The organism is Rhodoferax sp. GW822-FHT02A01, from assembly GCF_038784515.1.
Taxonomy (GTDB): Bacteria; Pseudomonadota; Gammaproteobacteria; order Burkholderiales; family Burkholderiaceae_C; genus Allorhodoferax.
This window is the reverse complement of sequence record NZ_CP152376.1, coordinates 410,746-434,742: the sequence shown is the minus strand read 5'-3', so window position 1 is coordinate 434,742 and position 23,997 is coordinate 410,746. Positions and strand designations below refer to the sequence as shown.

Annotated in this window: 20 protein-coding genes, 2 tRNA genes and 3 rRNA genes; 23 read left to right on the top strand and 2 right to left on the bottom strand. The window is 56.4% G+C overall.

Features of this window, described 5'->3' with window-relative positions; all coding sequences use genetic code 11:
* Nucleotides 1–6 precede the first annotated feature (6 nt).
* Genes fliM through fliR form a run of 6 tightly spaced genes read left to right on the top strand, consistent with a single transcriptional unit; the run spans nucleotide 7 to nucleotide 3,602 of the window.
* Entirely contained in the window at nucleotides 7–1,011 is a 1,005-nt protein-coding gene (gene fliM, locus AAGF34_RS02020; protein WP_342618964.1) for a flagellar motor switch protein FliM, read from the top strand.
* A complete protein-coding gene (gene fliN, locus AAGF34_RS02015) occupies nucleotides 1,001–1,435 on the top strand; it encodes a flagellar motor switch protein FliN (RefSeq protein ID WP_342618963.1) in 435 nt (144 codons plus the stop codon). Before fliM ends, fliN begins: the two co-directional genes overlap by 11 nt.
* A gap of 13 nt (nucleotides 1,436–1,448) precedes the next feature.
* Entirely contained in the window at nucleotides 1,449–1,775 is a 327-nt protein-coding gene (locus tag AAGF34_RS02010) for a flagellar biosynthetic protein FliO (RefSeq protein ID WP_342618962.1), read from the top strand.
* Nucleotides 1,776–1,786: 11 nt separating this feature from the next.
* Nucleotides 1,787–2,545 (top strand): flagellar type III secretion system pore protein FliP, encoded by a 759-nt coding sequence (gene fliP / locus AAGF34_RS02005; RefSeq protein WP_342618961.1) that lies wholly within the window; start codon nucleotides 1,787–1,789, stop codon nucleotides 2,543–2,545.
* An 11-nt stretch (nucleotides 2,546–2,556) separates the two neighbouring features.
* Nucleotides 2,557–2,826, top strand: coding sequence for a flagellar biosynthesis protein FliQ (gene fliQ, locus AAGF34_RS02000; RefSeq protein WP_342618960.1), 270 nt, complete (start codon nucleotides 2,557–2,559; stop codon nucleotides 2,824–2,826).
* A gap of 14 nt (nucleotides 2,827–2,840) precedes the next feature.
* Complete coding sequence (gene fliR, locus AAGF34_RS01995; RefSeq protein WP_342618959.1) at nucleotides 2,841–3,602, top strand: flagellar biosynthetic protein FliR; 762 nt, start codon at nucleotides 2,841–2,843, stop codon at nucleotides 3,600–3,602.
* Between the two features lie 7 nt (nucleotides 3,603–3,609).
* Here fliR and AAGF34_RS01990 read toward each other — a convergent pair whose 3' ends face one another.
* A complete protein-coding gene (locus AAGF34_RS01990) occupies nucleotides 3,610–4,239 on the bottom strand; it encodes a response regulator transcription factor (protein ID WP_342618958.1) in 630 nt (209 codons plus the stop codon).
* Nucleotides 4,236–5,357, bottom strand: coding sequence for a histidine kinase (locus AAGF34_RS01985; protein WP_342618957.1), 1,122 nt, complete (start codon nucleotides 5,355–5,357; stop codon nucleotides 4,236–4,238). The genes AAGF34_RS01990 and AAGF34_RS01985 overlap by 4 nt, the downstream gene beginning before the upstream one ends.
* 180 nt (nucleotides 5,358–5,537) lie before the next feature.
* Between AAGF34_RS01985 and AAGF34_RS01980 the strand changes: the two genes are divergently transcribed.
* The 17 genes from AAGF34_RS01980 to glyS all read left to right on the top strand — a co-directional run bounded on the left by AAGF34_RS01980 (nucleotide 5,538) and on the right by glyS (nucleotide 23,994).
* Complete coding sequence (locus AAGF34_RS01980; protein WP_342618956.1) at nucleotides 5,538–5,981, top strand: hypothetical protein; 444 nt, start codon at nucleotides 5,538–5,540, stop codon at nucleotides 5,979–5,981.
* A 37-nt stretch (nucleotides 5,982–6,018) separates the two neighbouring features.
* Nucleotides 6,019–6,381, top strand: a complete 363-nt coding sequence (locus AAGF34_RS01975; protein WP_342618955.1) for a response regulator — start codon at nucleotides 6,019–6,021, stop codon at nucleotides 6,379–6,381.
* Between the two features lie 45 nt (nucleotides 6,382–6,426).
* Nucleotides 6,427–8,589, top strand: coding sequence for a chemotaxis protein CheW (locus AAGF34_RS01970; RefSeq protein ID WP_342618954.1), 2,163 nt, complete (start codon nucleotides 6,427–6,429; stop codon nucleotides 8,587–8,589).
* A gap of 9 nt (nucleotides 8,590–8,598) precedes the next feature.
* Nucleotides 8,599–9,087, top strand: coding sequence for a chemotaxis protein CheW (locus tag AAGF34_RS01965; RefSeq protein WP_342618953.1), 489 nt, complete (start codon nucleotides 8,599–8,601; stop codon nucleotides 9,085–9,087).
* Between the two features lie 49 nt (nucleotides 9,088–9,136).
* Nucleotides 9,137–9,991, top strand: coding sequence for a CheR family methyltransferase (locus tag AAGF34_RS01960; RefSeq protein WP_342618952.1), 855 nt, complete (start codon nucleotides 9,137–9,139; stop codon nucleotides 9,989–9,991).
* Nucleotides 9,992–10,078: 87 nt separating this feature from the next.
* Complete coding sequence (cheD, locus tag AAGF34_RS01955) at nucleotides 10,079–10,729, top strand: chemoreceptor glutamine deamidase CheD (RefSeq protein ID WP_342621017.1); 651 nt, start codon at nucleotides 10,079–10,081, stop codon at nucleotides 10,727–10,729.
* Nucleotides 10,730–10,738: 9 nt separating this feature from the next.
* Nucleotides 10,739–11,818, top strand: coding sequence for a chemotaxis response regulator protein-glutamate methylesterase (locus AAGF34_RS01950; protein ID WP_342618951.1), 1,080 nt, complete (start codon nucleotides 10,739–10,741; stop codon nucleotides 11,816–11,818).
* A 419-nt stretch (nucleotides 11,819–12,237) separates the two neighbouring features.
* A 16S ribosomal RNA gene (locus AAGF34_RS01945) occupies nucleotides 12,238–13,772 on the top strand.
* A gap of 99 nt (nucleotides 13,773–13,871) precedes the next feature.
* Nucleotides 13,872–13,948: transfer RNA gene (locus AAGF34_RS01940), tRNA-Ile, on the top strand.
* Nucleotides 13,949–13,980: 32 nt separating this feature from the next.
* A tRNA-Ala gene (locus AAGF34_RS01935) sits at nucleotides 13,981–14,056 on the top strand.
* A gap of 351 nt (nucleotides 14,057–14,407) precedes the next feature.
* Nucleotides 14,408–17,284, top strand: a 23S ribosomal RNA gene (locus tag AAGF34_RS01930).
* A 146-nt stretch (nucleotides 17,285–17,430) separates the two neighbouring features.
* Nucleotides 17,431–17,543, top strand: a 5S ribosomal RNA gene (gene rrf / locus AAGF34_RS01925).
* The 16S, 23S and 5S rRNA genes sit together here with 2 tRNA genes alongside, the layout of an rRNA operon.
* Before the next feature lie 137 nt (nucleotides 17,544–17,680).
* Entirely contained in the window at nucleotides 17,681–18,337 is a 657-nt protein-coding gene (locus tag AAGF34_RS01920; protein ID WP_342618950.1) for a GNAT family N-acetyltransferase, read from the top strand.
* A 116-nt stretch (nucleotides 18,338–18,453) separates the two neighbouring features.
* Nucleotides 18,454–19,323: a transporter associated domain-containing protein gene (locus AAGF34_RS01915; RefSeq protein ID WP_342621203.1), complete on the top strand. Its 870-nt coding sequence runs from the start codon at nucleotides 18,454–18,456 to the stop codon at nucleotides 19,321–19,323.
* Nucleotides 19,324–19,328: 5 nt separating this feature from the next.
* Nucleotides 19,329–20,897 carry an apolipoprotein N-acyltransferase gene (gene lnt, locus AAGF34_RS01910; RefSeq protein ID WP_342621202.1) on the top strand — a complete coding sequence of 523 codons (1,569 nt, stop codon included), beginning with the start codon at nucleotides 19,329–19,331 and terminating at the stop codon, nucleotides 20,895–20,897.
* A gap of 45 nt (nucleotides 20,898–20,942) precedes the next feature.
* The gene (glyQ, locus tag AAGF34_RS01905; protein ID WP_342618949.1) at nucleotides 20,943–21,848 is read left to right on the top strand and encodes a glycine--tRNA ligase subunit alpha; all 906 of its coding nucleotides are present in this window, start codon (nucleotides 20,943–20,945) and stop codon (nucleotides 21,846–21,848) included.
* 1 nt (nucleotide 21,849) lies between these two features.
* Nucleotides 21,850–23,994: a glycine--tRNA ligase subunit beta gene (glyS, locus tag AAGF34_RS01900; RefSeq protein WP_342618948.1), complete on the top strand. Its 2,145-nt coding sequence runs from the start codon at nucleotides 21,850–21,852 to the stop codon at nucleotides 23,992–23,994.
* Nucleotides 23,995–23,997 lie beyond the last annotated feature (3 nt).

Below are 23,997 nucleotides of genomic sequence, written 5' to 3'. Positions count from 1 at the left end.
TGCCCCATGAGCGAATCGTTCCTTTCCCAAGAAGAAGTTGATGCACTTCTGGAGGGTGTAACGGGCGAAAGTCAGAAGTCGGTCGAGGAAGCGGCCGAACATGGCGAGGTTCGCCCCTACAACATCTCCAGCCAGGAGCGCATCGTGCGTGGGCGTATGCCCACGATGGAGATCGTCAATGAGCGCTTTGCCCGCAATTTGCGCCAGGGACTTTTCAACTTCATTCGCCGCAGCCCGGAAGTTTCCGTAGGGCCGGTAAGCGTGCAGCGCTACAGCGCCTTTTTGCGCGAGCTGGCGGTGCCGACCAATTTCAATATCGTGGCCATCCGGCCTTTGCGTGGTAGCGGGATGATTGTGTGCGAACCCAGTCTGGTGTTCGGTGTGATCGACACCCTGTTTGGCGGCATAGGCAAATTCCAGACGCGTATCGAGGGTCGCGATTTCTCCGCCACCGAACAGCGGGTGATCAACCGCCTGGTAGAGGTGATCTCGGAAGAGTACAGGAAGGCGTGGAAGGGCATCTATCCGCTGGAGCTGGACTACCAGCGCTCGGAAATGCAGCCTCAGTTCGTCACCATCGCGACGCCCAGCGAGATCGTGATTTCCACTTCGTTCCAGCTGGAAATCGGTGACATTGCGGGCGCCATCCACTTCTGCTTTCCGTATTCCACGCTGGAGCCCATTCGTGATGTGCTGTATTCGTCCACCCAGGGCGACTCCATGGAAGTGGACAAACGCTGGGTCAATGTGCTCACGCGGGAAATCCAGGCGGCGGAGGTGACCCTGGTAGCCAACCTGGCCAAGGCGGACGCCACGGTGGAGCGCCTGCTTTCCTTGAAGAAGGGGGACTTTATCGAGCTTGAGCGGCAACCCCGCATCCAGGCGACCGTGGATGGTGTCCCGATCTTCGAGTGCAACTACGGAACACACAACGCCAAATATGCAATTCGCATCGAAAAGGCGTTGCGCAACAATGACCACAACTGGTTAGGGGATAGACATGGCCACTGAAGACAAGCCCGACGAAGCAGCCGACGACGGCATGGCCGATTGGGCCGAAGCGCTCATGGAGCAAAAGGCCGCCGACAGCACGGAGGCGCAACCCGGTTCGGTGCTGTCCGGCAACGAGGCGCCGCGTCCGTTTTCCTCGACAGGTCCAGACGGAACCACCCAGGACATCAACATGGTGCTGGACATCCCGGTGCAACTGTCGGTGGAACTGGGCCGCACCAAGGTGCCAATCAAACACATTCTGCAATTGGGCCAGGGCTCGGTTGTGGAGCTGGATGCATTGGCTGGTGAACCCATGGACGTGCTGGTCAATGGCTACCTGATCGCGCAAGGTGAGGTGGTGGTGGTGAACGACAAGTTCGGCATCCGGCTGACCGATGTGGTGACTCCGTCCGAGCGCCTGCGCCGCGTCAGCAAGAACTGACAGCGGCTGAGGAATGACGCAGTCCCTGATTCTGATCGGCCTGTTTCTGTGTGTATTGGTGAGCCTTCCGTTCCTCATTGAGCGCGTCAAGAAGCACTATGGCCTGAGCAATCTGGGGCCGATGGGATCGGCCAGACTGGTGTCGATGCTGGCTTTGGGGCCGCAGCAAAAGGTGGTGACCGTAGAAGTGGGGCCTGCGCATGCCCGTGTCTGGCTGGTGTTGGGTGTGACGCAACAGTCCATACAGTGCCTGCACACCATGCCTGCCGATTCCGCAGGAGCGGCCGATGGCCAAGCTCAAGCGGCTGAGGTTATGCTCAAGGCCACCCCCCAACCTTAGCCCTTGCACGCATGAAATCCCTTGCCCGTTTTGCCAAGATCGCGCTGCCTTTGCTGGCATTGCTGCTGCACGGGTTGGCCCAAGCGCAGACTGCGCCGGGCCAATTGCCCCTGATCATCGGCAGTGGCCAGGGGGGCACGAATTATTCGGTTCCCATCCAGACGTTGCTGTTCTTTACGGCACTGTCCTTTTTGCCAGCCGTGCTGCTGATGATGACGGGGTTCACCCGCATCGTGATTGTGCTGTCACTGCTGCGCCAGGCGCTGGGCACCCAGTCGGCGCCTCCCAATCAGGTCATTGTGGGATTGTCCCTGTTCCTCACCTTTTTCGTCATGGGGCCGACGCTGGACAAGGTCTATGAAGACGCCTACTTGCCCTATTCCACCAGCTCCATTACGTTTGACGTGGCTCTGACTCGGGCTGAGGCGCCCTTGCGCAGTTTCATGTCAAAGCAGACCCGACAGTCCGACTTTGCCTTGTTCGTCAAACTGGCCAAGCTGCCGCCGGATACCAAGGTCGATGTCGCTCCCATGCGCGTGCTGGTACCGGCCTTTGTCATCAGTGAGCTGAAATCGGCATTCCAGATCGGCTTCATGATCTTCATTCCGTTTTTGGTCATCGACATTGTGGTGGCCAGCGTGTTGATGTCGCTGGGCATGATGATGTTGTCGCCGGTGCTGGTTGCCCTGCCATTCAAACTGATGCTTTTTGTATTGGCTGACGGTTGGAACCTCTTGGTAGGCTCGCTGGCAGCGAGCTTCGTGAGTTAGAAGGGGCGCACATGAATTCCCAGATGGTGTTGACCATGGGCCAGGAGGCCCTGCTGATGTTGTTGATGGTATCGTCGCCCGTGTTGGGGGCGGCGTTGGTGGTGGGTCTGCTGGTAAGCCTTTTTCAGGCGGTTACCCAGATTCATGAAGCCACGCTGGCCTTTGTGCCCAAGCTGATTGCCGTGGTGGCTGTGTTCGCCATTGCCGGTCCTTGGATGCTCACGATGCTGGTCGAGTACATACGCCGTACCCTGGAAGCCATTCCCGGCTCCGTGGTCTAGGCGGAGTCCATGCCGTGATCAGTCTTTCCGAGGCGCAGCTTGCTGCCTGGATATCGCCGATCTTTTGGCCGTTCATCCGTGTGCTGGCTGTGTTTACCTCGGCACCCGTACTTTCTTCCAAGGCCTTTACCACCCGAGGCCGGGTGGCCCTTGCTTTTCTGGTGGCCCTGGCATCTCAGGCCAGTTTGCCACCTGCTGCCATCGTCGGCTTCAATGATCCTGGCGCCCTTGGTGTAGTGGTGCAGGAGGTGGGGGTGGGGCTATGCATTGGCTTTGCCGTACGCGTGGTGTTCTCGGCCGTGGAGCTGGCTGGAGAGGTGGTGGGTTTTCAGATGGGGCTGAACTTCGCGTCTTTCTTTGACCCCAGTCTGAACTCCCAGTCCAGTGCTGTGGCACGCTTCTTTACCCAGATGACGTCGCTGCTGTTCATCGTGATGAACGGACACCTGATGGTGCTGATGGCAATCAACCGAAGCTTCGTGGCATTCCCGGTTGGACAGAACTTTCTGAAGACTTTGTCGCAGATGCAGTTGCACAAGCTGGGTTCCGAAATCTTCTCCAGCGCACTGTGGATTGCCATGCCCATGGTAGGACTCTTGATGTTCAGCAATTTGGCCATGGGCATCATTTCGCGGGTTGCGCCGCAAATGAACATTTTTGCCATTGGCTTTCCGGTCACCTTGCTGGTGGGGTTGGTGGGGATTGCCTTTACCCTCCCCATGCTGGACCAGCCCTTCATCAATCTGATGACACGGGTCATCGAGATCTTTGGCTAACCAGCGTTCAGACCAGCTCGTTGCGAATGGCGTAGACAGTCAACTCGGCGTTGTTGTTGAGTTTGAGCTTTTCCAGTAGCCGGGCGCGGTAGACGCTTACGGTCTTGGGACTGAGCATCAGCTCTTCGGCAATTTCCGAGAGTTTCTTGCCGGAGGCAATCTTCAGCAGGGTTTGCAGCTCCCGCTCGGACAAGGTGGAGTGCAATGTCTCGGCGCTGGGTTCGGCCAGGTTGTTGACCAACATGTCGGACACCGCAGCCGTCACGTATTTGCGTCCTTGCGCAATCGTGCGCACTGCAGCGATCAGTTCGGCCGGGTCTCCCGCCTTGTTGAGGTATCCATGGGCGCCGGCGCGCAGGCAGCGAATGGCGTATTGGTCCTCGGCGAACATGGAAACAATCAGCACACGCACGGCGGAGCCCGATTCGCGCAGGGAAGAAAGCACTTCCAGGCCGCCTCGGCCCGGCAGATTCAGGTCAAGAATCAGCACATCACAGGCCGCTGATCGCAGAACTTCGCGCACTTCAGAATAACTGCCCGACTCGCCTACGACCTGGATGTCCACGGCTTCACTGAGCGTGTCGCGAATGCCTCTGCGCACCATGGCGTGGTCATCACACAGTACTACTTTGATCACAGAAAATCCGCCTCGTCGTGGGAACTGGTCTTTTCATCCAGCGGGATATTGAGTATGAGGGTGGTGCCCTGGCCTGGGCGTGTACTGATGTCCAGCCATCCGCCCACAACTTTGGCCCGCTCCTTCAGCCCCCGGATCCCGAAAGCCGCGGGATTGTCCAGGGCCTCTTGCGAGATGCCCTGGCCATTGTCAGAGATCTCAAGCGTCAGCACGCCTTCCGCATCGGACAAGTCTATCTTGACCAGAGTGCACTGCGCGTATTTGGAAATATTCGTAAGGGCTTCCTGCGCCGTGCGGTATGCCGTCAGCTGAAGGTGCTTTTCAGGGTTGATGGCCGGATTGTTGGTCAAGAGCGAGGTCTTGACGCCGCTTCTGCGTTGGAAACTTTCGGCGAGCCATTGGATGGCGGGGTACAGGCCCTGGTCCAGGATGGCAGGACGCAGGTTCATCATGATGCGCTGGCTCGCTCCAATGGCGTGTTGCAGCATGTCATTGGCCGCTGTCACATGGTCTTGTGCCTCCGTGCTTGGCGCGTGGCGCGCCAACCAGGACAGGTCCAGCCGCACTGCAGCGAGCGATCCGCCAATGTCATCATGTATTTCCCGCGCAATCGAGGCGCGTTCATTTTCAATGGCGGTTTGCAGGTGTTGGGCAAAGTGGGCCAGACGCTTTTCGGAGGCTGCGAGCTCCGCCACGGCGCGTGCTTCTGCAGCCTTGGCCTTGTGCACTTCGATGGCGCTGGCAATCACGCGGGTCAGTTTGTCCAAGCCTTCTTTGGGGAGGTAGTCGCTGATGCCCAATTGGATGGCGGCAACCGCCGCCGGCTCCCCGATGGCGCCGGACAGGAGCAAAAAAGGGATCTTGCTCCCGATCTCCTTCAGTACAGTCCATGCGTCCAGGGCAGTGAAACCAGGCAAACGATAGTCTGCCAGAACGATATCGAAATCGCGGTTCCGCAGTTGGTGGTCAAATTCAGCAAGCGAATCGACCCGGGTGACAGTGAAGTCCAGCTTGTCTTTCTTCAGAGCCCTGCAAACCAACTGATGGTCCAGCTCCGAATCTTCCAGGTGAAGAATGCGAAGTGGCTGGGTAGGTGTGGGGGATACAAGGGGAGCCATGCGCATTGGGGCAGATTATCTGTTTACGTTCTGCGCGGGCGCAAGTTTTTTCGCTTCGAAAGAGCGGCGAGCCAAGTCAAAATTTCCACAATCACGGAGTTTCCTGATAACCTCCAAGATAGAAAGTGGGAGGCATGCCAAAATGAATAAATTGCCGAGTGGCTTTGAGGGTTAATAACGATGCCAGCATCACTGACAACACCGAGTGCGCCATCTGTTCAAATGCCGCTGATGCTTGTGGCGGAAGTGCAGGACTCTCTGTTGGTGGTGGTCCATGATCTCAACCGGCTGGATGGCCTGTTGGCGCACACCATGGAAAACCTGATGGAGCGCTTCACCGCGGCAAGCGCCAATCTGGCCAACCCCGATCTGGTCGCCTCCAAGGAGCTCGATGTGGTGCGCAGCACATTGCGTGCGGCAGTAACCGAGCTTCAGTTTCAGGACATGGCCTCCCAGCTGATTACCCACACTTCCAAGATATTGCAAGGCTGCGCCTACCGTCTGGCTTCCGAGTCCATGGGGGTGGAGGACGGGGAGGCAGTACCCTTTGTGGAAGAAGTACCGGAGCGGCCCAACCCTGTCACTCAGGACGAAATGGACGCCGGTTCCATTGAACTTTTCTGATCCACCCCATTTCAAGATTGATTAGCTGGAGCATTTGATGCCTGTAATTCTCGCCGTCGACGACTCACCTTCCATGCGGAAGATGGTCTCTTTTACGCTCACCGGAGCGGGTTATCAGGTTGTGGAGGCCGTGGATGGCCAGGACGCCTACGAAAAGGCGCAGACGCAATCATTCGATCTGGTCCTTACCGATCAAAACATGCCGCGCCTGGACGGCTTGGGGCTTACCCGTAAATTGCGTGACCATCCCCAGTTTAAGACAACGCCCATTTTGATGCTCACGACAGAATCCAGCGATCTGATGAAGCAGGCCGGACGCGCCGCGGGGGCTACCGGCTGGCTGGTGAAGCCGTTTGACCCAGCCAAGTTGCTCGACGTCATTAAAAAAGTCATTCGCTAACAAGTCGGTTGGGGCACCCCAGGACGCCAAACAGGAGAATAAATAATGTCAGAAACGCATCAAGAAAGCGGCGCAGGCGGCGATATTGATTTAAGTCAGTTCTATCAGATCTTCTTTGAGGAAGCAGGCGAAAACCTGGACCTGATGGAGACCATGCTGCTGAATCTGAACCTGGAAACAGCGGATGACGAAGAGCTCAATGGCATCTTCCGTTGCGCCCACTCCGTCAAGGGCGGTGCCGCGACTTTTGGTTTTGCGGACGTTGCCGAGCTGACGCACAAGATGGAGTCTCTTCTGGATCGCCTGCGCCGGCACGAGTTGCAGCCAACTTCTGTGATGGTTGATGTTCTCTTGGAGTCGGCGGACGCATCGCGCAGCCTGTTGGCACGCCACCAGTCTGGTGACACCAGTGAGGCCCCACCGACTGCAGACTTGGTGCGCCGTATTGCGGATCTGGCGGCTGGCAATGTTCCGGCACCGGCCAAAGTGGCGGCGCCCGCGCCGGCACCTGCGCCCAAACCGGCTGCGGTGGCTAAACCAGCGGAGCCCGTTGCTGCTGGAGGCGTTCGGCAATTGGAAATTAAGGTTGGCCCGCTGACCCATCCCGAGCAGGCAGATGCCATTTCTGAGCTGTTCCGGGATATCCCGGGGCTGGGCACCATCAAGGCGTTGAGTTCAGACCGCAAGGACTTTCGTGTGTTTGCCGTTGAAACGGCCTCCACCGATGAAGACCTGCTGGACCTGTTTACCTTCCATGTGGCGCGCGAGCAGATCGAAATTCGGCCTGTGGCCGCCCCTACGCCCGCCGAGGCGGATGCCAGCCATGGTTTCTTCGACGATGCGCCCGGAGCGCCTGCAGCAGCCGGTCCGTCGCCCGCGCAGCCCGAGGCACCTGCTGGCTACGGGTTCTTTGACGGTTCACCGGGCGCGCCTGTGGCGGGTCACGAAGCCAGTGCCGGTGTTACGGACAATCATGTAGCGGAAGTCAAGACCGGGGCCAAGGCTGTGGCAAAGACCGCGGCGGCACCGGCTGCGCAGCAGCCTGAAGCCGCCACCATCCGTGTTGCCATCAGCAAAGTGGATCAACTCATCAATCTGGTGGGCGAGCTGGTGATCACGCAGGCCATGTTGGCGCAAAACAGTCGGGCGCTGGATCCGGCGGTGTACCAGCAACTGTTGACGGGGTTGGCCGACCTGGACCGCAATACCCGCGATTTGCAGGAATCGGTCATGTCGATCCGCATGATCCCCATGTCCATTGTGTTCAGCCGATTCCCTCGCATGTTGCGCGATCTGGCCGGCAAACTGGGCAAGAAGGTGGATTTTGTGACGCAAGGCGAAGCCACTGAGCTTGACAAGGGGCTGGTTGAGAAGATCACAGACCCGTTGACGCATTTGGTTCGCAACAGTTGCGACCATGGCATTGAGTCGCCGGCCGAGCGTTTGGCGGCTGGAAAGCCTGAAACCGGAACGATCACCTTGTCTGCTTCACACCAAGGCGGCTCCATCGTGATTGAAGTCCGGGATGACGGCAAGGGCCTGTCGCGGGAAAAGATTCTCAAGAAAGCGCGAGACCGCGGTATGGACGTATCAGATCAGATGTCCGATGCGGACGTCTGGGGGCTGATCTTTGCCCCCGGCTTCTCGACGGCCGAGGTGGTTACCGATGTTTCAGGCCGCGGCGTTGGCATGGACGTGGTGAAGCGCAATATCGCCGCCTTGAATGGCACCGTGGAGATTGACTCCGCAGAGGGTTTTGGCATGCGGGTGGCGGTGCGCCTGCCGCTGACGCTGGCCATCATGGATGGCATGTCCGTTGGCGTGGGCGAGGAGGTGTACATCTTGCCGTTGTCCTCCGTAGTGGAGTCCTTCCAGGTCAAGGCCGATGCGGTCAGCACAGTCGGACAGGGCTCTCAACTGGTCAAGGTGCGTGACGAGTACATGCCGGTGATCGAGCTTGAAAAAGTATTCCAGGTGCCGCGTTTTGACTTTGAGAAGAACAGCGACATCATGGTCGTGGTGGAAGCTGACGGAAGTCGCGTGGTTCTGTTGGTGGACGAGCTGTTGGGCCAGCAGCAGGTGGTGGTCAAGAACCTGGAATCCAACTATCGCAAGGTGCCCAACGTGTCCGGCGCCACGATATTGGGGGATGGCAAAGTTGCATTGATTCTGGATACGGCCGCGTTGGTGCGTCGATCCAGGCACTAGGAGCAAGTTATGGGAATGATGGAAAAAATGGAAGAGCTCACATCGACGGGCGCACGCGAGTACCTGACGTTCCGGCTGGATACCGAAGAGTACGGCATCGACATTCTCAAGGTGCAGGAAATCCGGGGCTATGAGCCTCCCACGCGGGTTGCCAATGCGCCCAGTTTCATCAAGGGTGTGGTGAACTTGCGGGGCACGATTGTTCCTATCGTGGATATGCGCCTGAAATTCAATTGCGAAAAGGCGGAGTACAACAGCTTTACGGTTGTGATCATCCTGAACCTGCGCAACCGTATCGTGGGGATTGTGGTCGACTCCGTGAGTGACGTGATGGAGCTTCCCCCCGAGGCGTTGAAGGCCGCACCGGACATTGACAGCGTGATTGACAGCAGTGCGGTCATGGGCCTGGGCTCTCTTGGCGAACGCATGCTGATTCTGTTGGACATCGAGCGACTTATGTCTGCACCCGATATGGGGCTGGTCAGTTCCGAAGAGTAACCGCTTCCCGGGAGCGTTCGATTACAACTAGAAGAACGATTGAAATACGATGAATGCACGCGCTTCCATGGACAGTCTGGGTGACGCAGGAATCCAAGGGCGAGAATTTGCATGGACCAGCGCAGATTTTGACCGCGTACAGGACCTGATTTACCGCCGTGCCGGAATCAGCCTGCATGATGGCAAGCATGCCATGGTGTATAGCCGCTTGTCTCGGCGTTTGCGTGAAACCGGGCACCAGAGCTTCAAGGAGTATCTGTCCTGGTTGGAGTCCACCGATGGTGATGAGTGGCAGGAGTTCGTGAACGCACTCACGACCAATCTCACGTCCTTCTTTCGTGAGCATCACCACTTCCAGATTTTTGCTGAGCACCTGAAGTCAAAACCGGCGTCGCACCACTGGAAGGTCTGGTGCAGCGCAGCCTCCACGGGGGAGGAGCCTTACTCGATCGTGATGACCGCGCTGGAGGCTTTGGGTAGCCGCCCCCAGTTTTCCTTGGCTGCCAGCGATATCGACTCCAAAGTGCTGGCTACGGCGGCCAACGGTGTCTACAAGGCGGAGTCGCTCAAGGGGGTCAGCCAGGCGCAGATGCAGGCCTTTTTCATGCGTGGCAAGGGCGCCAATCAGGGAATGGTGCGGGTCAAGCCGGAGTTAAGGCAATACATAGAGTTCCTGATCATCAATCTGATCAAGGACGACTGGCCCTTCAGGGAGCCCTTTGACGTCGTCTTCTGTCGCAACGTGATGATCTACTTTGACGCGGAAACGCAGCGCCGGGTGCTGGAGCGGATTCACCGTGTCATGAAGCCGGGCGGAATTCTATTTGTCGGACATGCAGAAAATTTCAGTGACTCGCGCGATTTGTTTGTATTGAAGGGGAAAACCGCCTATGAGCGCCGCTAGTGCAATGCGTTATTGCGTGGACCTGATGGCAACAACCCTATGAGTTCAAATTTCCCCACCCCGAATGCCTCGCGCTTGGGCGCGGCCATGCCCGCGGCCAAGACGCTGCCTAATGGACGGGTCTCGCGGGTCGACCAGCTCAAGGCGCAGGCACGCAAACCGGGTGAAGCCTCCTTTTTCTATGCAGATCACCACTTTCAGTACGACGCTGTCAAAGTGTTGCCGGGCGAGTACTTCGTCTCCGGCGAGGAAATTGTGATCATGACCGTTCTGGGTTCGTGCATCGCAGCCTGTCTGTGGGATGGAAGGTCACGCGTAGGTGGCATGAACCACTTCATGCTCCCGGACGGTGATACCGGTGACGGGTCCGGTCGCTATGGCTCGTTTGCCATGGAGTTGTTGATCAACGAAATGCTCAAGCTGGGAGCCAGGCGAGAGACCATGCAGGCCAAGATCTTTGGCGGCGGCCAGGTGATGGCCGGATTTACGACCATGAATGTGGGGGAGCGCAATACGCAGTTTGTTCAGGATTACCTGGCTACAGAGCGTATTCCCATCGTCTCACAGGATGTGCTGGATATCCATCCGCGCAAGGTGTGTTTTTTCCCGGTTACGGGCAAGGCGCTGGTCAAACGGCTCGCTCACTCGCACCCTGAAACACTGGCGGTGGAGGAGCGTCGCGGAAATGCGGCCACGGTTGCCAAGTCAAACGCCGGTGGCTCTGTTGATTTGTTTTGAGGATGTGGTTTGAGCAAGAAGATTACCGTAGTTGTTGTGGACGATTCCGCGCTGGTGCGCAGCTTGTTGTCTGAGATCATCAACCGCCAGTCGGACATGGAGTGCATTGGCACAGCCAACGATCCACTGATCGCACGTGAAATGATTCGTGAACTCAATCCGGACGTGATCACGCTGGATATCGAGATGCCCAAGATGGATGGAATCGAGTTTCTGGGAAGGTTGATGCGCCTGCGTCCCATGCCGGTTCTCATGATCTCTACCCTGACGGAACGCGGCGCCGAGATCACCATGCGCGCTCTGGAGCTGGGCGCGGTGGATTTCGTGGCAAAACCACGGATTGGCTTGGTAGATGGCATTAACGAGCTTGCCGGACTGATCGTCGAAAAGGTACGGGTTGCGGCCCAGGCGCACGTTCGACGTACCGTTACACCGGCGGCCGTGCCCGCTTCTACGCCGGCGGCCAAACCCCAAAACGCGTCCATCGGACGTATTTCCACTGAAAAACTGATCTGTATCGGTGCTTCTACGGGAGGTACGGAGGCCATCAAGGAAATCTTGGTACGGATGCCAGCAGATTCGCCTGGAATTGTCATCACGCAGCACATGCCGCCCGGCTTCACCACCAGTTTTGCAGCCCGGCTCAATGGCTTGTGTCAAATTTCCGTGAAAGAGGCGGTAAATGGTGAGCGGATTCTTCCGGGGCACGCCTACATTGCGCCGGGGGGCAAGCAGTTCCGAATTGACAGAAGCGGGGCCAATTACCAATGTGTCGTGGAAGACGGCGAACTGGTGAATCGCCACAAACCATCTGTCGAGGTGTTATTCAAGTCGGCTGCCCGGGTAGTGGGCCGCAACGCCTTTGGAATCATGCTCACAGGCATGGGTAATGACGGTGCCAAGGCCATGAAAGAGATGCGGGATGCCGGAAGCTACAACTTCGTGCAGGATGAAGCCAGCTGCGTCGTCTTTGGAATGCCGCGCGAAGCCATCTTGCACGGCGCTGCGGACGAGGTATTGCCCTTGACCTCCATAGCGCCGGCATTACTTGCCAAGCTCTCTGGAAGTACTGATCGCTACCGGGTGTGACCTCGTACCTTGGGATGTGCGTCAAGGCGTTCAGGGCAACTTTTTTTGAAGTTGTTTTGAAATCCCAAAAAACAGTGCTATAGTCGAGGGCTTCGCTAATGACGGCGAAGACAAATTTCTAAGTAAAGCAAATAAAAAAACTTTAAAAGAAATTTGACCAGCAGCTAAAAACTGTGTCATAATTCAAGGCTTCGCTGATCACAGTGAAGCAAGCAAAGAGAAGTGAAAAGTTCTTTGTGATCTTTAAAAATTTACAGCCGATAAGCGTGGGCGTTTGAAGGCGATTGCCAAGTTCTTCGGAACTAGGTCTTAACTGGCCTACAAACGCTCATGAAGTAAAAAAGATGTGAAAGTCAGAGATGATATTCACGTCGATTCCAATTTATGAGTTGCTCGAAAGAGCGAAAAAATTCAAGATCGAACTATAGAGTTTGATCCTGGCTCAGATTGAACGCTGGCGGCATGCCTTACACATGCAAGTCGAACGGCAGCACGGGAGCAATCCTGGTGGCGAGTGGCGAACGGGTGAGTAATATATCGGAACGTGCCCAGTCGTGGGGGATAACGCAGCGAAAGCTGTGCTAATACCGCATACGATCTATGGATGAAAGCGGGGGATCGCAAGACCTCGCGCGATTGGAGCGGCCGATATCAGATTAGCTAGTTGGTGAGGTAAAGGCTCACCAAGGCGACGATCTGTAGCTGGTCTGAGAGGACGACCAGCCACACTGGAACTGAGACACGGTCCAGACTCCTACGGGAGGCAGCAGTGGGGAATTTTGGACAATGGGCGCAAGCCTGATCCAGCAATGCCGCGTGCAGGATGAAGGCCTTCGGGTTGTAAACTGCTTTTGTACGGAACGAAACGGTCCTTTCTAATACAAGGGGCTAATGACGGTACCGTAAGAATAAGCACCGGCTAACTACGTGCCAGCAGCCGCGGTAATACGTAGGGTGCGAGCGTTAATCGGAATTACTGGGCGTAAAGCGTGCGCAGGCGGTTATATAAGACAGATGTGAAATCCCCGGGCTCAACCTGGGACCTGCATTTGTGACTGTATAGCTAGAGTACGGTAGAGGGGGATGGAATTCCGCGTGTAGCAGTGAAATGCGTAGATATGCGGAGGAACACCGATGGCGAAGGCAATCCCCTGGACCTGTACTGACGCTCATGCACGAAAGCGTGGGGAGCAAACAGGATTAGATACCCTGGTAGTCCACGCCCTAAACGATGTCAACTGGTTGTTGGGTCTTCACTGACTCAGTAACGAAGCTAACGCGTGAAGTTGACCGCCTGGGGAGTACGGCCGCAAGGTTGAAACTCAAAGGAATTGACGGGGACCCGCACAAGCGGTGGATGATGTGGTTTAATTCGATGCAACGCGAAAAACCTTACCCACCTTTGACATGTACGGAATTTGCCAGAGATGGCTTAGTGCTCGAAAGAGAACCGTAACACAGGTGCTGCATGGCTGTCGTCAGCTCGTGTCGTGAGATGTTGGGTTAAGTCCCGCAACGAGCGCAACCCTTGTCATTAGTTGCTACATTTAGTTGGGCACTCTAATGAGACTGCCGGTGACAAACCGGAGGAAGGTGGGGATGACGTCAAGTCCTCATGGCCCTTATAGGTGGGGCTACACACGTCATACAATGGCTGGTACAAAGGGTTGCCAACCCGCGAGGGGGAGCTAATCCCATAAAGCCAGTCGTAGTCCGGATCGCAGTCTGCAACTCGACTGCGTGAAGTCGGAATCGCTAGTAATCGTGGATCAGAATGTCACGGTGAATACGTTCCCGGGTCTTGTACACACCGCCCGTCACACCATGGGAGCGGGTTCTGCCAGAAGTAGTTAGCCTAACCGCAAGGAGGGCGATTACCACGGCAGGGTTCGTGACTGGGGTGAAGTCGTAACAAGGTAGCCGTATCGGAAGGTGCGGCTGGATCACCTCCTTTCTGGAAACTGCAATTTAATTTGAACGCTCACACTTATCGGTTGTTGGAAGGTTGTCGCTGACGACTCTGGCTTATGGCCTGGTCACAAGTGACCGGCTTGGGTCTGTAGCTCAGTTGGTTAGAGCACCGTCTTGATAAGGCGGGGGTCGTTGGTTCGAGACCAACCAGACCCACCATCGTCGTCCAATATACAGATATTCGGGTACACGGGGGATTAGCTCAGCTGGGAGAGCACCTGCTTTGCAAGCAGGGGGTCGTCGGTTCGATCCCGTCATCCTCCACCAACCTTTCAAAACTTATCCTTTGGTAGTTATTCAACACCAAAGTTGCTTTAGATTTATTATGATTTAAGGCTACTTTGTTGTTGATCGAGATTACTTGATCAATCGGCTGTTCTTTAACAATTTATAGAGTTTAATCAGCGTTGCTAGCGGAAACTGCACATTCGTAAAGGTTTAGTGCAGACCGTGCCGCTAGCGACATAATTTTGATTGCGTCAAAATGAATATCAAACTTCACGTTTGAAATTCGAGTTATTCAAGTTAATTGAATACGGCATAACGCGACAGGTGAGAGACCTGTCAAACATTCCTTGAAGATAACTGGTTGATTCGCAAGAATCATCAAAGTTATAGGGTCAAGTGAATAAGAGCATATGGTGGATGCCTTGGCAATGATAGGCGACGAAGGACGTGATAGCCTGCGATAAGCTTCGGGGAGCTGGCAAATTAGCTTTGATCCGGAGATTTCCGAATGGGGAAACCCACCTGCAAAGGTATCGCATGATGAATACATAGTCATGCGAGGCGAACCGGGTGAACTGAAACATCTCAGTAGCTCGAGGAAAAGACATCAACCGAGATTCCGAAAGTAGTGGCGAGCGAAATCGGAGAAGCCTGCAAGTGATAGCACAAGACATAACGGAACGATCTGGAAAGGTCGACTATAGAGGGTGATAGTCCCGTACGTGAAATGACCTGTGTGGTACTGAGCTTGCGACAAGTAGGGCGGGACACGAGAAATCCTGTCTGAATATGGGGGGACCATCCTCCAAGGCTAAATACTCATCATTGACCGATAGTGAACTAGTACCGTGAGGGAAAGGCGAAAAGAACCCCGGGAGGGGAGTGAAATAGATCCTGAAACCGTATGCTTACAAAAAGTAGGAGCCCGCAAGGGTGACTGCGTACCTTTTGTATAATGGGTCAGCGACTTACATTCAGTGGCAAGGTTAACCGAATAGGGAAGCCGTAGAGAAATCGAGTCCGAATAGGGCGTCAAGTCGCTGGGTGTAGACCCGAAACCAAGTGATCTATCCATGGCCAGGATGAAGGTGCCGTAACAGGTACTGGAGGTCCGAACCGACTAGTGTTGCAAAACTAGCGGATGAGCTGTGGATAGGGGTGAAAGGCTAAACAAACTTGGAAATAGCTGGTTCTCTCCGAAAACTATTTAGGTAGTGCCTCAAGTATTACCTGCGGGGGTAGAGCACTGTTTTGGCTAGGGGGTCATGGCGACTTACCAAACCAATGCAAACTCCGAATACCGCAGAGTACAGCTTGGGAGACAGAGCACCGGGTGCTAACGTCCGGACTCAAGAGGGAAACAACCCAGACCGCCAGCTAAGGTCCCTAAAATTGGCTAAGTGGGAAACGAAGTGGGAAGGCTAAAACAGTCAGGATGTTGGCTTAGAAGCAGCCATCATTTAAAGAAAGCGTAATAGCTCACTGATCGAGTCGTCCTGCGCGGAAGATGTAACGGGGCTAAGCCAGTTACCGAAGCTGCGGATTTGCAATTTATTGCAAGTGGTAGGAGAGCGTTCTGTAAGCCTGTGAAGGTGCGTTGTAAAGCGTGCTGGAGGTATCAGAAGTGCGAATGCTGACATGAGTAGCGTTAAAGGGGGTGAAAAGCCCCCTCGCCGTAAGCGCAAGGTTTTCTACGCAACGTTCATCGGCGTAGAGTGAGTCGGCCCCTAAGGCGAGGCAGAGATGCGTAGCTGATGGGAAACAGGTCAATATTCCTGTACCGATGTGTAGTGCGATGTGGGGACGGAGAAGGTTAGCTCAGCCAACTGTTGGATATGTTGGTTCAAGCCTGTAGTCGTGCCTGGTAGGTAAATCCGCCGGGCTTAGATGAGGGGTGATAACGAGGCTGCTTGCAGCCGAAGTGAGTGATACCCTGCTTCCAGGAAAAGCCACTAAGCTTCAGCTACACACGACCGTACCGCAAACCGACACTGGTGCGCGAGATGAGTATTCTAAGGCGCTTGAGAGAACTCGGGAGAAGGAACTCGGCAAATTGACACCGTAACTTCGGAAGAAGGTGTGCCTTTAGTAGGTGAACCATTTACTTTGGGAGCCCAATGAGGTTGCAAAAAATCGGTGGCTGCGACTGTTTATTAAAAACACAGCACTCTGCAAACACGAAAGTGGACGTATAGGGTGTGACGCCTGCCCGGTGCTGGAAGATTAAATGATGGGGTGCAAGCTCTTGATTGAAGTCCCAGTAAACGGCGGCCGTAACTATAACGGTCCTAAGGTAGCGAAATTCCTTGTCGGGTAAGTTCCGACCTGCACGAATGGCGTAACGATGGCCACACTGTCTCCTCCCGAGACTCAGCGAAGTTGAAATGTTTGTGATGATGCAATCTCCCCGCGGAAAGACGGAAAGACCCCATGAACCTTTACTGTAGCTTTGTATTGGACTTTGAACAGATCTGTGTAGGATAGGTGGGAGGCTTTGAAGCAGGGTCGCTAGATCTTGTGGAGCCAACGTTGAAATACCACCCTGGTGTGTTTGAGGTTCTAACCTAGGTCCATTATCTGGATCGGGGACAGTGCATGGTAGGCAGTTTGACTGGGGCGGTCTCCTCCCAAAGCGTAACGGAGGAGTTCGAAGGTACGCTAGGTACGGTCGGACATCGTGCTAATAGTGCAATGGCATAAGCGTGCTTAACTGCGAGACTGACAAGTCGAGCAGATGCGAAAGCAGGACATAGTGATCCGGTGGTTCTGTATGGAAGGGCCATCGCTCAACGGATAAAAGGTACTCTGGGGATAACAGGCTGATACCGCCCAAGAGTTCATATCGACGGCGGTGTTTGGCACCTCGATGTCGGCTCATCTCATCCTGGGGCTGTAGCCGGTCCCAAGGGTATGGCTGTTCGCCATTTAAAGAGGTACGTGAGCTGGGTTTAAAACGTCGTGAGACAGTTTGGTCCCTATCTTCCGTGGGCGCTGCAGATTTGAGGAAGCCTGCTCCTAGTACGAGAGGACCGGAGTGGACACACCTCTGGTGTATCGGTTGTCACGCCAGTGGCATTGCCGAGTAGCTAAGTGTGGAAGAGATAACCGCTGAAAGCATCTAAGCGGGAAACTCGTTTCAAGATGAGATCTGCCGGGGCCTTGAGCCCCCTGAAGAGTCGTTCAAGACCAGGACGTTGATAGGTCGGGTGTGGAAGCGCAGTAATGCGTTAAGCTAACCGATACTAATTGCTCGTGCGGCTTGACCCTATAACTTTGATGTACACCATGTACTCAAGGAAGTTATGCCAAGTTGACGCATTCAAAATCCACCACAAGTGGTGTCGTAACAGACAAGCTGATTAGCTCTATAAATTGGTCCGGTTGACTTCAGTCAATCAGACAAAAAAGTTATGCCTGACGACCATAGCGACTTGGTACCACTCCTTCCCATCCCGAACAGGACAGTGAAACGAGTCAGCGCCGATGATAGTGCGGGTTCCCGTGTGAAAGTAGGTCATCGTCAGGCTATTTACAGCCAAAAACGCCTCAGGTATCCCTGGGGCGTTTTTTTTGCCCAGCGAAATCGGCTCACATGGCTGATACGTAGCAGGGTCTTTCTCCTGTGAAGTGCAGAATCTAGGGTAAACCCTTATAGTTGCATTCATGATTCAACTTGCCTACAAATTCAGCGCGATTGCCAAAGTGGCTTTTTCTTGGCTTCGTCGGTTGATGCCGAGTGGCACTCCCATACGTACGCTGGGAGCACATCACAGGGAGCGTATTGCCGCCCACTTGCTGGCACTGAGCGCACAGGATCGCTATCTGCGCTTTGGGTATCCGGCGCAAGACGCACAGATATTGCGCTACGTACAAGGACTGGATTTTCTGCACGACGAAGTGCTTGGGATCTATGATCGACAGCTGAAACTCGTTGCGGTCGCGCATCTCGCTTACGGAGAAGAGGCTTCAGAACAATGCGTTGAATTTGGCGTGTCCGTTTTGAAGGAAGTTCGCGGCCTGGGATATGGGGCAAGACTGTTCGCTAGGGCCGCCACGCATGCGAGCAATCTAGGCGTGCGGACCATGTTCATACACGCCTTGAGTGAAAACGCCGCTATGCTGAAGATAGCACGGGCTGCAGGCGCCCATGTGCAGAGAGACGGATCCGAATCGCAGGCCTATCTTCAACTGCCATCATCCACTGTGTACAGCCGCTTTGGCGAATTGCTACAAGAGCGAATTGCAAAAGCAGACTTCCGGCTCAAAGTGCGCGCGTATCAGATCCGCTCATTGATTAATTCGCCGAGTGAAGTAAGCTGAATTTCGCAGTAGCTTCGACGGCCTCAATACGGGCCAAGATGCGCGGCGAATTCGCCCGTCTTACAAATCCGCTATCCTTGCGACAACGCAACAACGGCTTTACTGCCCTTTCCGAAGTGTCAGACCCCCATCCCGCGCGGACCAATGAAAAGGAAGATAAACGCACCTTTCTCCAAAAGCTGGCTGAGTTCATTCACCCTGGACCCGATTCCACGGATGAACTGATTGAAACGCTGGCCGAAGCACAGGACAACAACATCATTGGCGCAGACTCGCGTCTGATGCTTGAAGGGGTCATTCGCATGGCGGACATGACAGCAGGTGACGTCATGGTGCCCGCGACGCGGATGGATTTTCTGGACATAGGCTCAACGATGGATGAGCTGCTGCACCAGGTGATAGATACCGGCCACTCACGCTTTCCGGTCTTTGAAAATGAACGCGAAAACATCCTGGGCATACTGATGGCCAAGGATCTACTCAAGCTGCAACGCGCGCCGGAACTCAACATCCGCGCACTTATACGACCCGCGGTCTTTGTACCGGAGTCCAAGGGACTCAACGATCTGTTGCGCGACTTTCGGGGTAATCGGAATCACCTCGCCATCGTCATCGACGAATTCGGACGCGTAGCTGGTCTCATCACTATTGAAGATGTGCTGGAGCAAATCGTGGGCGAAATCGAAGACGAATTCGACATGCCCGATGATGAAGGTGACATCTTTGGCCTGCCGGATAGAAGCTATAGAGTGAGTGGAGATACACCGATTGAACGTGTGAATGATGCTTTCGACGTCACTTTGACCAGCAGCGATCCGGACGACCACTTTGAGACCATCGGCGGTCTGATTGCGCATGAAATGGGCCATGTGCCCAAACGCGGCGAACGGCACTCCATGGGTGGGCTTGACTTTGCAGTGCTGCATACCAAAGGTGGAGCAGTGAAGTGGTTCAAAGTCGCACCCTCCAAGACGCCGCTGTCTTGAGCCGGATGGTAGATTCACCCGGCGTAGCCCAACGTTCGGCATACGCCTTGCAGGCCGCACTGCTGGTATTGGCTGCCGCTGCTGCTTCCCTGGCGGTTTGCTGGCCGTTTGCAAACGTGGGCCAAGTTGGCGAAACCATATGGTGGCTGCAGTTGCTCTCCCTAGCCTGCCTGTCATGGGTTGTGGGGCGTTGCACCACAGCCAAACAAGCGTTTGGATGGAGCTTCCTCTACACCGTCGCCTGGCTTTGTGCCACGTTCTGGTGGCTTTTTGTGGCCATGCACACCTACGGAGGGTTGCCATCGGCGCTGGCGCTTGTCGCGGTACTGGCATTAGCAGGGGCGCTAAGTCTGTACTACGGTGCAGCTATGGCGCTGTGCTGGAAGCTGGGGCAAGGACGCCCCGCCGTGATGGCCCTGCTATTCGCCGCCCTCTGGACCATGGCCGAAATGGCTCGCGGAACGTGGCTGACCGGCTTCGGCTGGGGAGCCATGGCCTATGCCCATACCAGCGGTCCGCTGTCCCGCTGGATACCGGTGGTGGGTGCATACGGTGTCGGTGCGCTGGCCGCCTGGGTGGCAGCTTCACTTGCGCTGCTGAGAGAAGCAGGCTGGTGGCAACGCGTCGCCATGGTGCTATTGCTGGCAGCCGGCTGGCTTCCCATTCAAGCGGATCACACCTCCTCCACAGGACCTATCCGGGTCGCCTTGCTGCAAGGCAATATTCCCCAGGATGAAAAATTCGACGCCGGCACCGGAGTTCCGTTGGCCCTGCGTTGGTATGCAGACCACATGCAACAACGCCAGGCGGACTTGGTACTGGCACCCGAAACTGCCATCCCCTTGCTACCTCAGGAGCTGCCCGAGGGCTACTGGGATGCGTTGCGTAGGCAGGTCGACCAGGGACAAAGTGCGCTGCTGACCGGCATACCGCTGGGTGACTACCAGCGCGGCTACACCAACTCGGTCATTGCGCTGCAACCGGGAGCGCCAAAGGCCTGGCGCTACGACAAACACCATCTGGTTCCATTCGGAGAATTCATCCCGCCGCTGTTCAAGTGGTTCACCCGCATGATGAACATACCGCTGGGCGACTTCCAGCGCGGAGGCATAGGACAACCTTCCTTTGCCTGGAAAGGGCAGCGCATCGCGCCCAACATCTGTTACGAAGATTTATTTGGTGAGGAGCTGGGCGCGCGCTTTATCGATCCGGCGCTGGCACCCACCGTATTCGCCAATGTCAGCAACCTGGGCTGGTTTGGCGACACCGTCGCGATAGACCAGCATTTGCAGATATCCCGCATGCGGGCACTGGAATTTCAGCGGCCCTTCTTGCGAGCTACCAACACAGGCGCGACTGTCATCATGGACTATCGCGGCCATGTCATCAACAGCCTGACACGCCTCACTTCGGGTGTGCTTGAAGGTACCGTGGAAGGCCGCACCGGAACCACACCGTTTGCCTGGTGGGTATCGCGCTGGGGCCTGTGGCCGCTGTGGATCGTGGCGATGGTCGTGCTGTTGCTGGCGTGGCGCACGGCACCTCCTGCCAGATTGCTAAGCCCCGCCCCGTAGAATTGGGGGTTTACACGAGGGCCGTCCGGTTTGGCCCCCACACCTATGCTTACCTTTCAGCAAATCATCCTTAGACTGCAGGACTATTGGGACCGCCAGGGTTGCGCACTGCTGCAACCCTATGACATGGAAGTCGGCGCGGGCACCTCACACACCGCTACGTTCTTGAGAGCCATTGGTCCCGAGCCTTGGAAGGCGGCCTACGTGCAGCCCAGCCGCCGCCCCAAAGATGGCCGCTACGGCGAAAACCCCAACCGTTTGCAGCACTACTACCAGTATCAGGTGGTGCTCAAGCCTGCGCCTGCCAACATCCTGGAGCTGTATCTGGGTTCACTCGAAGCCCTGGGCTTTGATCTGAAGAAAAACGACATTCGCTTTGTGGAAGACGATTGGGAAAACCCCACGCTGGGTGCCTGGGGCCTGGGCTGGGAAGTTTGGCTCAACGGCATGGAAGTCACCCAGTTCACCTACTTCCAGCAAGTGGGCGGCATTGATTGCAAACCGGCAACCGGTGAGATCACCTATGGGCTGGAGCGCCTGGCCATGTACCTGCAGGGCGTGGACAACGTTTACAACCTGAAGTGGACTGAAGGCATGTCGTACGGCGATGTCTACAAGCAAAACGAAGTGGAGCAATCCACCTACAACTTCGAGCACAGCGACGCCGACTTCCTGTTCACCGCATTCACTGCGCATGAGAAGCAGGCCAAGCATCTGATCGAAGTCCAGCTCGCCCTGCCGGCCTATGAACAGGTTCTCAAGGCGGCGCACAGCTTCAACCTGCTGGATGCGCGCGGTGCGATCAGCGTGACCGAGCGCGCCGCCTATATCGGCCGCATCCGCAACCTGGCACGTGCCGTTGCCCAGAGTTACTACGAGAGCCGTGAGCGCCTGGGATTCCCCATGGCCCCACGCGAATGGATTGAGCAAATTGCCAAGAAGGCTGCATGAGATGACGACAAAAAACCTTCTGGTTGAACTGTTTGTGGAAGAGCTGCCGCCCAAGGCGCTCAAGAAACTGGGCGAAGCGTTTGCTTCCGTACTGGCGGATTCCCTCAAGTCCCAAGGATTGGCCGCAACAGATGCTGTGGTGACACACTTTGCCTCGCCGCGCCGCCTGGGCGTGCACGTGACAACGGTTGCGGCACAGGCGGCAGACAAGGCGGTCTCTGCCAAGCTCATGCCCGTAACCGTGGGCCTGAATGCGCAAGGCGAGGCAACCCCCGCCTTGCTGAAGAAGCTGGCGTCCCTGGGGGCCGATGCCTCTGCGGTCGCAGGCCTGAAGCGCGCCATGGATGGCAAGGCCGAAGCGTTGTTCTTCGAGAGCATGGTGACCGGCATCACACTGCGTGACGGCTTGCAGAAAGCGCTGGAAGAGTCGCTGGCCAAGCTGCCCATCCCTAAGGTCATGACCTACCAGCTGGACGCATCCAGCGGTTGCGAGTTGCCCGGATGGAGCAGCGTGAGCTTTGTGCGCCCCGCCCATGGGCTGGTCGCCCTGCACGGTGCGGATGTGGTTCCCATCCAGATACTGGGCCTCAAGGCCGGCAACGCCACAACAGGCCACCGCTTTGAATCCAAGGTCTCGCCGGTCGTGATTGCCGATGCCGACAGCTACGCCAACACCTTGCGCGAACAAGGTGCCGTGATTGCCAGCTTTGCCGAGCGCCGTGCCGACATCGTGCGACAGCTCGCCGCGGCAGCTGCCAAGGTGGGCAATGGCGCGCATGCCATTGAAGATGAAGCCTTGCTGGACGAAGTCACCGCTCTGGTCGAGCGCCCCAATGTGCTGGTGTGCAGCTTTGAGTACCAGTTCCTGGAAGTGCCCCAGGAGTGCCTGATCCTCACCATGAAGGCGAATCAGAAGTACTTCCCGCTGCTGGACGCCGCAGGCAGGCTCACCAACCAGTTTCTGGTGGTGAGCAACATCAGCCCGGAGGACACCAGTGCCGTCATCGGCGGCAACGAACGCGTAGTTCGTCCGCGACTGGCGGATGCCAAGTTCTTCTTTGACCAGGACCGCAAGAAAACGCTTGAGTCGCGTGTCGAAGGTCTGGGCAAGGTCGTGTACCACAACAAGCTCGGGACTCAGGGTGAGCGCAGCGAGCGGGTGCGCGCCATTGCCACCGCCATTGCCGCACTGCTGGGGCAAGGCGGGTATGCCAACACGGGTGCACTCTCTGCACAGGCTGATACCGCAGCGCGTCTGGCCAAGACCGATCTGGTCACCGACATGGTGGGTGAATTCCCCGAGCTGCAAGGCATCATGGGCGGCTACTACGCACGCCACGATGGATTGGGCGATGACATCGCATTTGCCATCGAAGACCACTACAAGCCCCGCTTTGCCGGCGACGATTTGCCCCGCAATGACGCGGGTCTGGTGGTTGCACTGGCCGACAAGCTGGAGACCCTGGTCGGCATGTTCGGCATCGGCAACCTGCCCACGGGCGACAAGGACCCCTTTGCCCTGCGCCGCCACGCGCTGGGTGTGATCCGCATGCTGGTTGAAAAAGACCTGCCGCTGGACTTGCTGACGCTGCTGCAAAGCGCCGTTCCTGCTTTTGGCGATCGCATCACCGATGCCACGCCCGCACTGGCCGACTTCATCTACGACCGCCTGGCCGGCTCCTTGCGTGAGCAAGGTTACAGCGCGCAGGAAGTGGATGCCGTGCTGGCCCTGCGGCCCCAGCGTCTGGGCGACATTCCCAAGCGTCTGCTTGCGGTGCGCGCTTTTGCCGAACTGCCGGAGAGCGCCGCGCTGGCTGCTGCGAACAAGCGCATCGGAAATATCCTCAAGAAGGCCGACGACGTGGATGCCCACGTCAGCCCGGTGCTGCTGGTGGAGTCCGCCGAGAAGAATCTGTTTGACGCCATGAAGACGGTGTTGCCGGTGGCACAGGCGCGCTGGGAGGCGGGTGACTACACCGCCTCGCTGCAATCGCTGGCCGAGTTGCGCACGCCGGTGGACGTATTCTTTGAAGACGTCATGGTCAACGCCGAGCAGCTTGATCTGCGCTTGAACCGCCTGGGCCTGCTCAAGAGTCTGCACGTGGCGATGAACCGCGTTGCCGACCTCTCCAAGCTGGCCAGCTGAAAA

Excerpts from the sequence above, each read along its gene's own strand:
- fliM (WP_342618964.1), top strand. The coding sequence starts at position 7 with ATGAGCGAATCGTTCCTTTCCCAAGAAGAAGTTGATGCACTTCTGGAG.
- fliN (WP_342618963.1), top strand. The coding sequence starts at position 1,001 with ATGGCCACTGAAGACAAGCCCGACGAAGCAGCCGACGACGGCATGGCC.
- AAGF34_RS02010 (WP_342618962.1), top strand. The coding sequence starts at position 1,449 with ATGACGCAGTCCCTGATTCTGATCGGCCTGTTTCTGTGTGTATTGGTG.
- fliP (WP_342618961.1), top strand. The coding sequence starts at position 1,787 with ATGAAATCCCTTGCCCGTTTTGCCAAGATCGCGCTGCCTTTGCTGGCA.
- fliQ (WP_342618960.1), top strand. The coding sequence starts at position 2,557 with ATGAATTCCCAGATGGTGTTGACCATGGGCCAGGAGGCCCTGCTGATG.
- AAGF34_RS01985 (WP_342618957.1), bottom strand. The coding sequence starts at position 5,357 with ATGGCTCCCCTTGTATCCCCCACACCTACCCAGCCACTTCGCATTCTT.
- AAGF34_RS01980 (WP_342618956.1), top strand. The coding sequence starts at position 5,538 with ATGCCAGCATCACTGACAACACCGAGTGCGCCATCTGTTCAAATGCCG.
- AAGF34_RS01975 (WP_342618955.1), top strand. The coding sequence starts at position 6,019 with ATGCCTGTAATTCTCGCCGTCGACGACTCACCTTCCATGCGGAAGATG.
- AAGF34_RS01970 (WP_342618954.1), top strand. The coding sequence starts at position 6,427 with ATGTCAGAAACGCATCAAGAAAGCGGCGCAGGCGGCGATATTGATTTA.
- AAGF34_RS01965 (WP_342618953.1), top strand. The coding sequence starts at position 8,599 with ATGGGAATGATGGAAAAAATGGAAGAGCTCACATCGACGGGCGCACGC.
- AAGF34_RS01960 (WP_342618952.1), top strand. The coding sequence starts at position 9,137 with ATGAATGCACGCGCTTCCATGGACAGTCTGGGTGACGCAGGAATCCAA.
- cheD (WP_342621017.1), top strand. The coding sequence starts at position 10,079 with ATGCCCGCGGCCAAGACGCTGCCTAATGGACGGGTCTCGCGGGTCGAC.
- AAGF34_RS01920 (WP_342618950.1), top strand. The coding sequence starts at position 17,681 with ATGATTCAACTTGCCTACAAATTCAGCGCGATTGCCAAAGTGGCTTTT.
- lnt (WP_342621202.1), top strand. The coding sequence starts at position 19,329 with ATGGTAGATTCACCCGGCGTAGCCCAACGTTCGGCATACGCCTTGCAG.
- glyQ (WP_342618949.1), top strand. The coding sequence starts at position 20,943 with ATGCTTACCTTTCAGCAAATCATCCTTAGACTGCAGGACTATTGGGAC.
- glyS (WP_342618948.1), top strand. The coding sequence starts at position 21,850 with ATGACGACAAAAAACCTTCTGGTTGAACTGTTTGTGGAAGAGCTGCCG.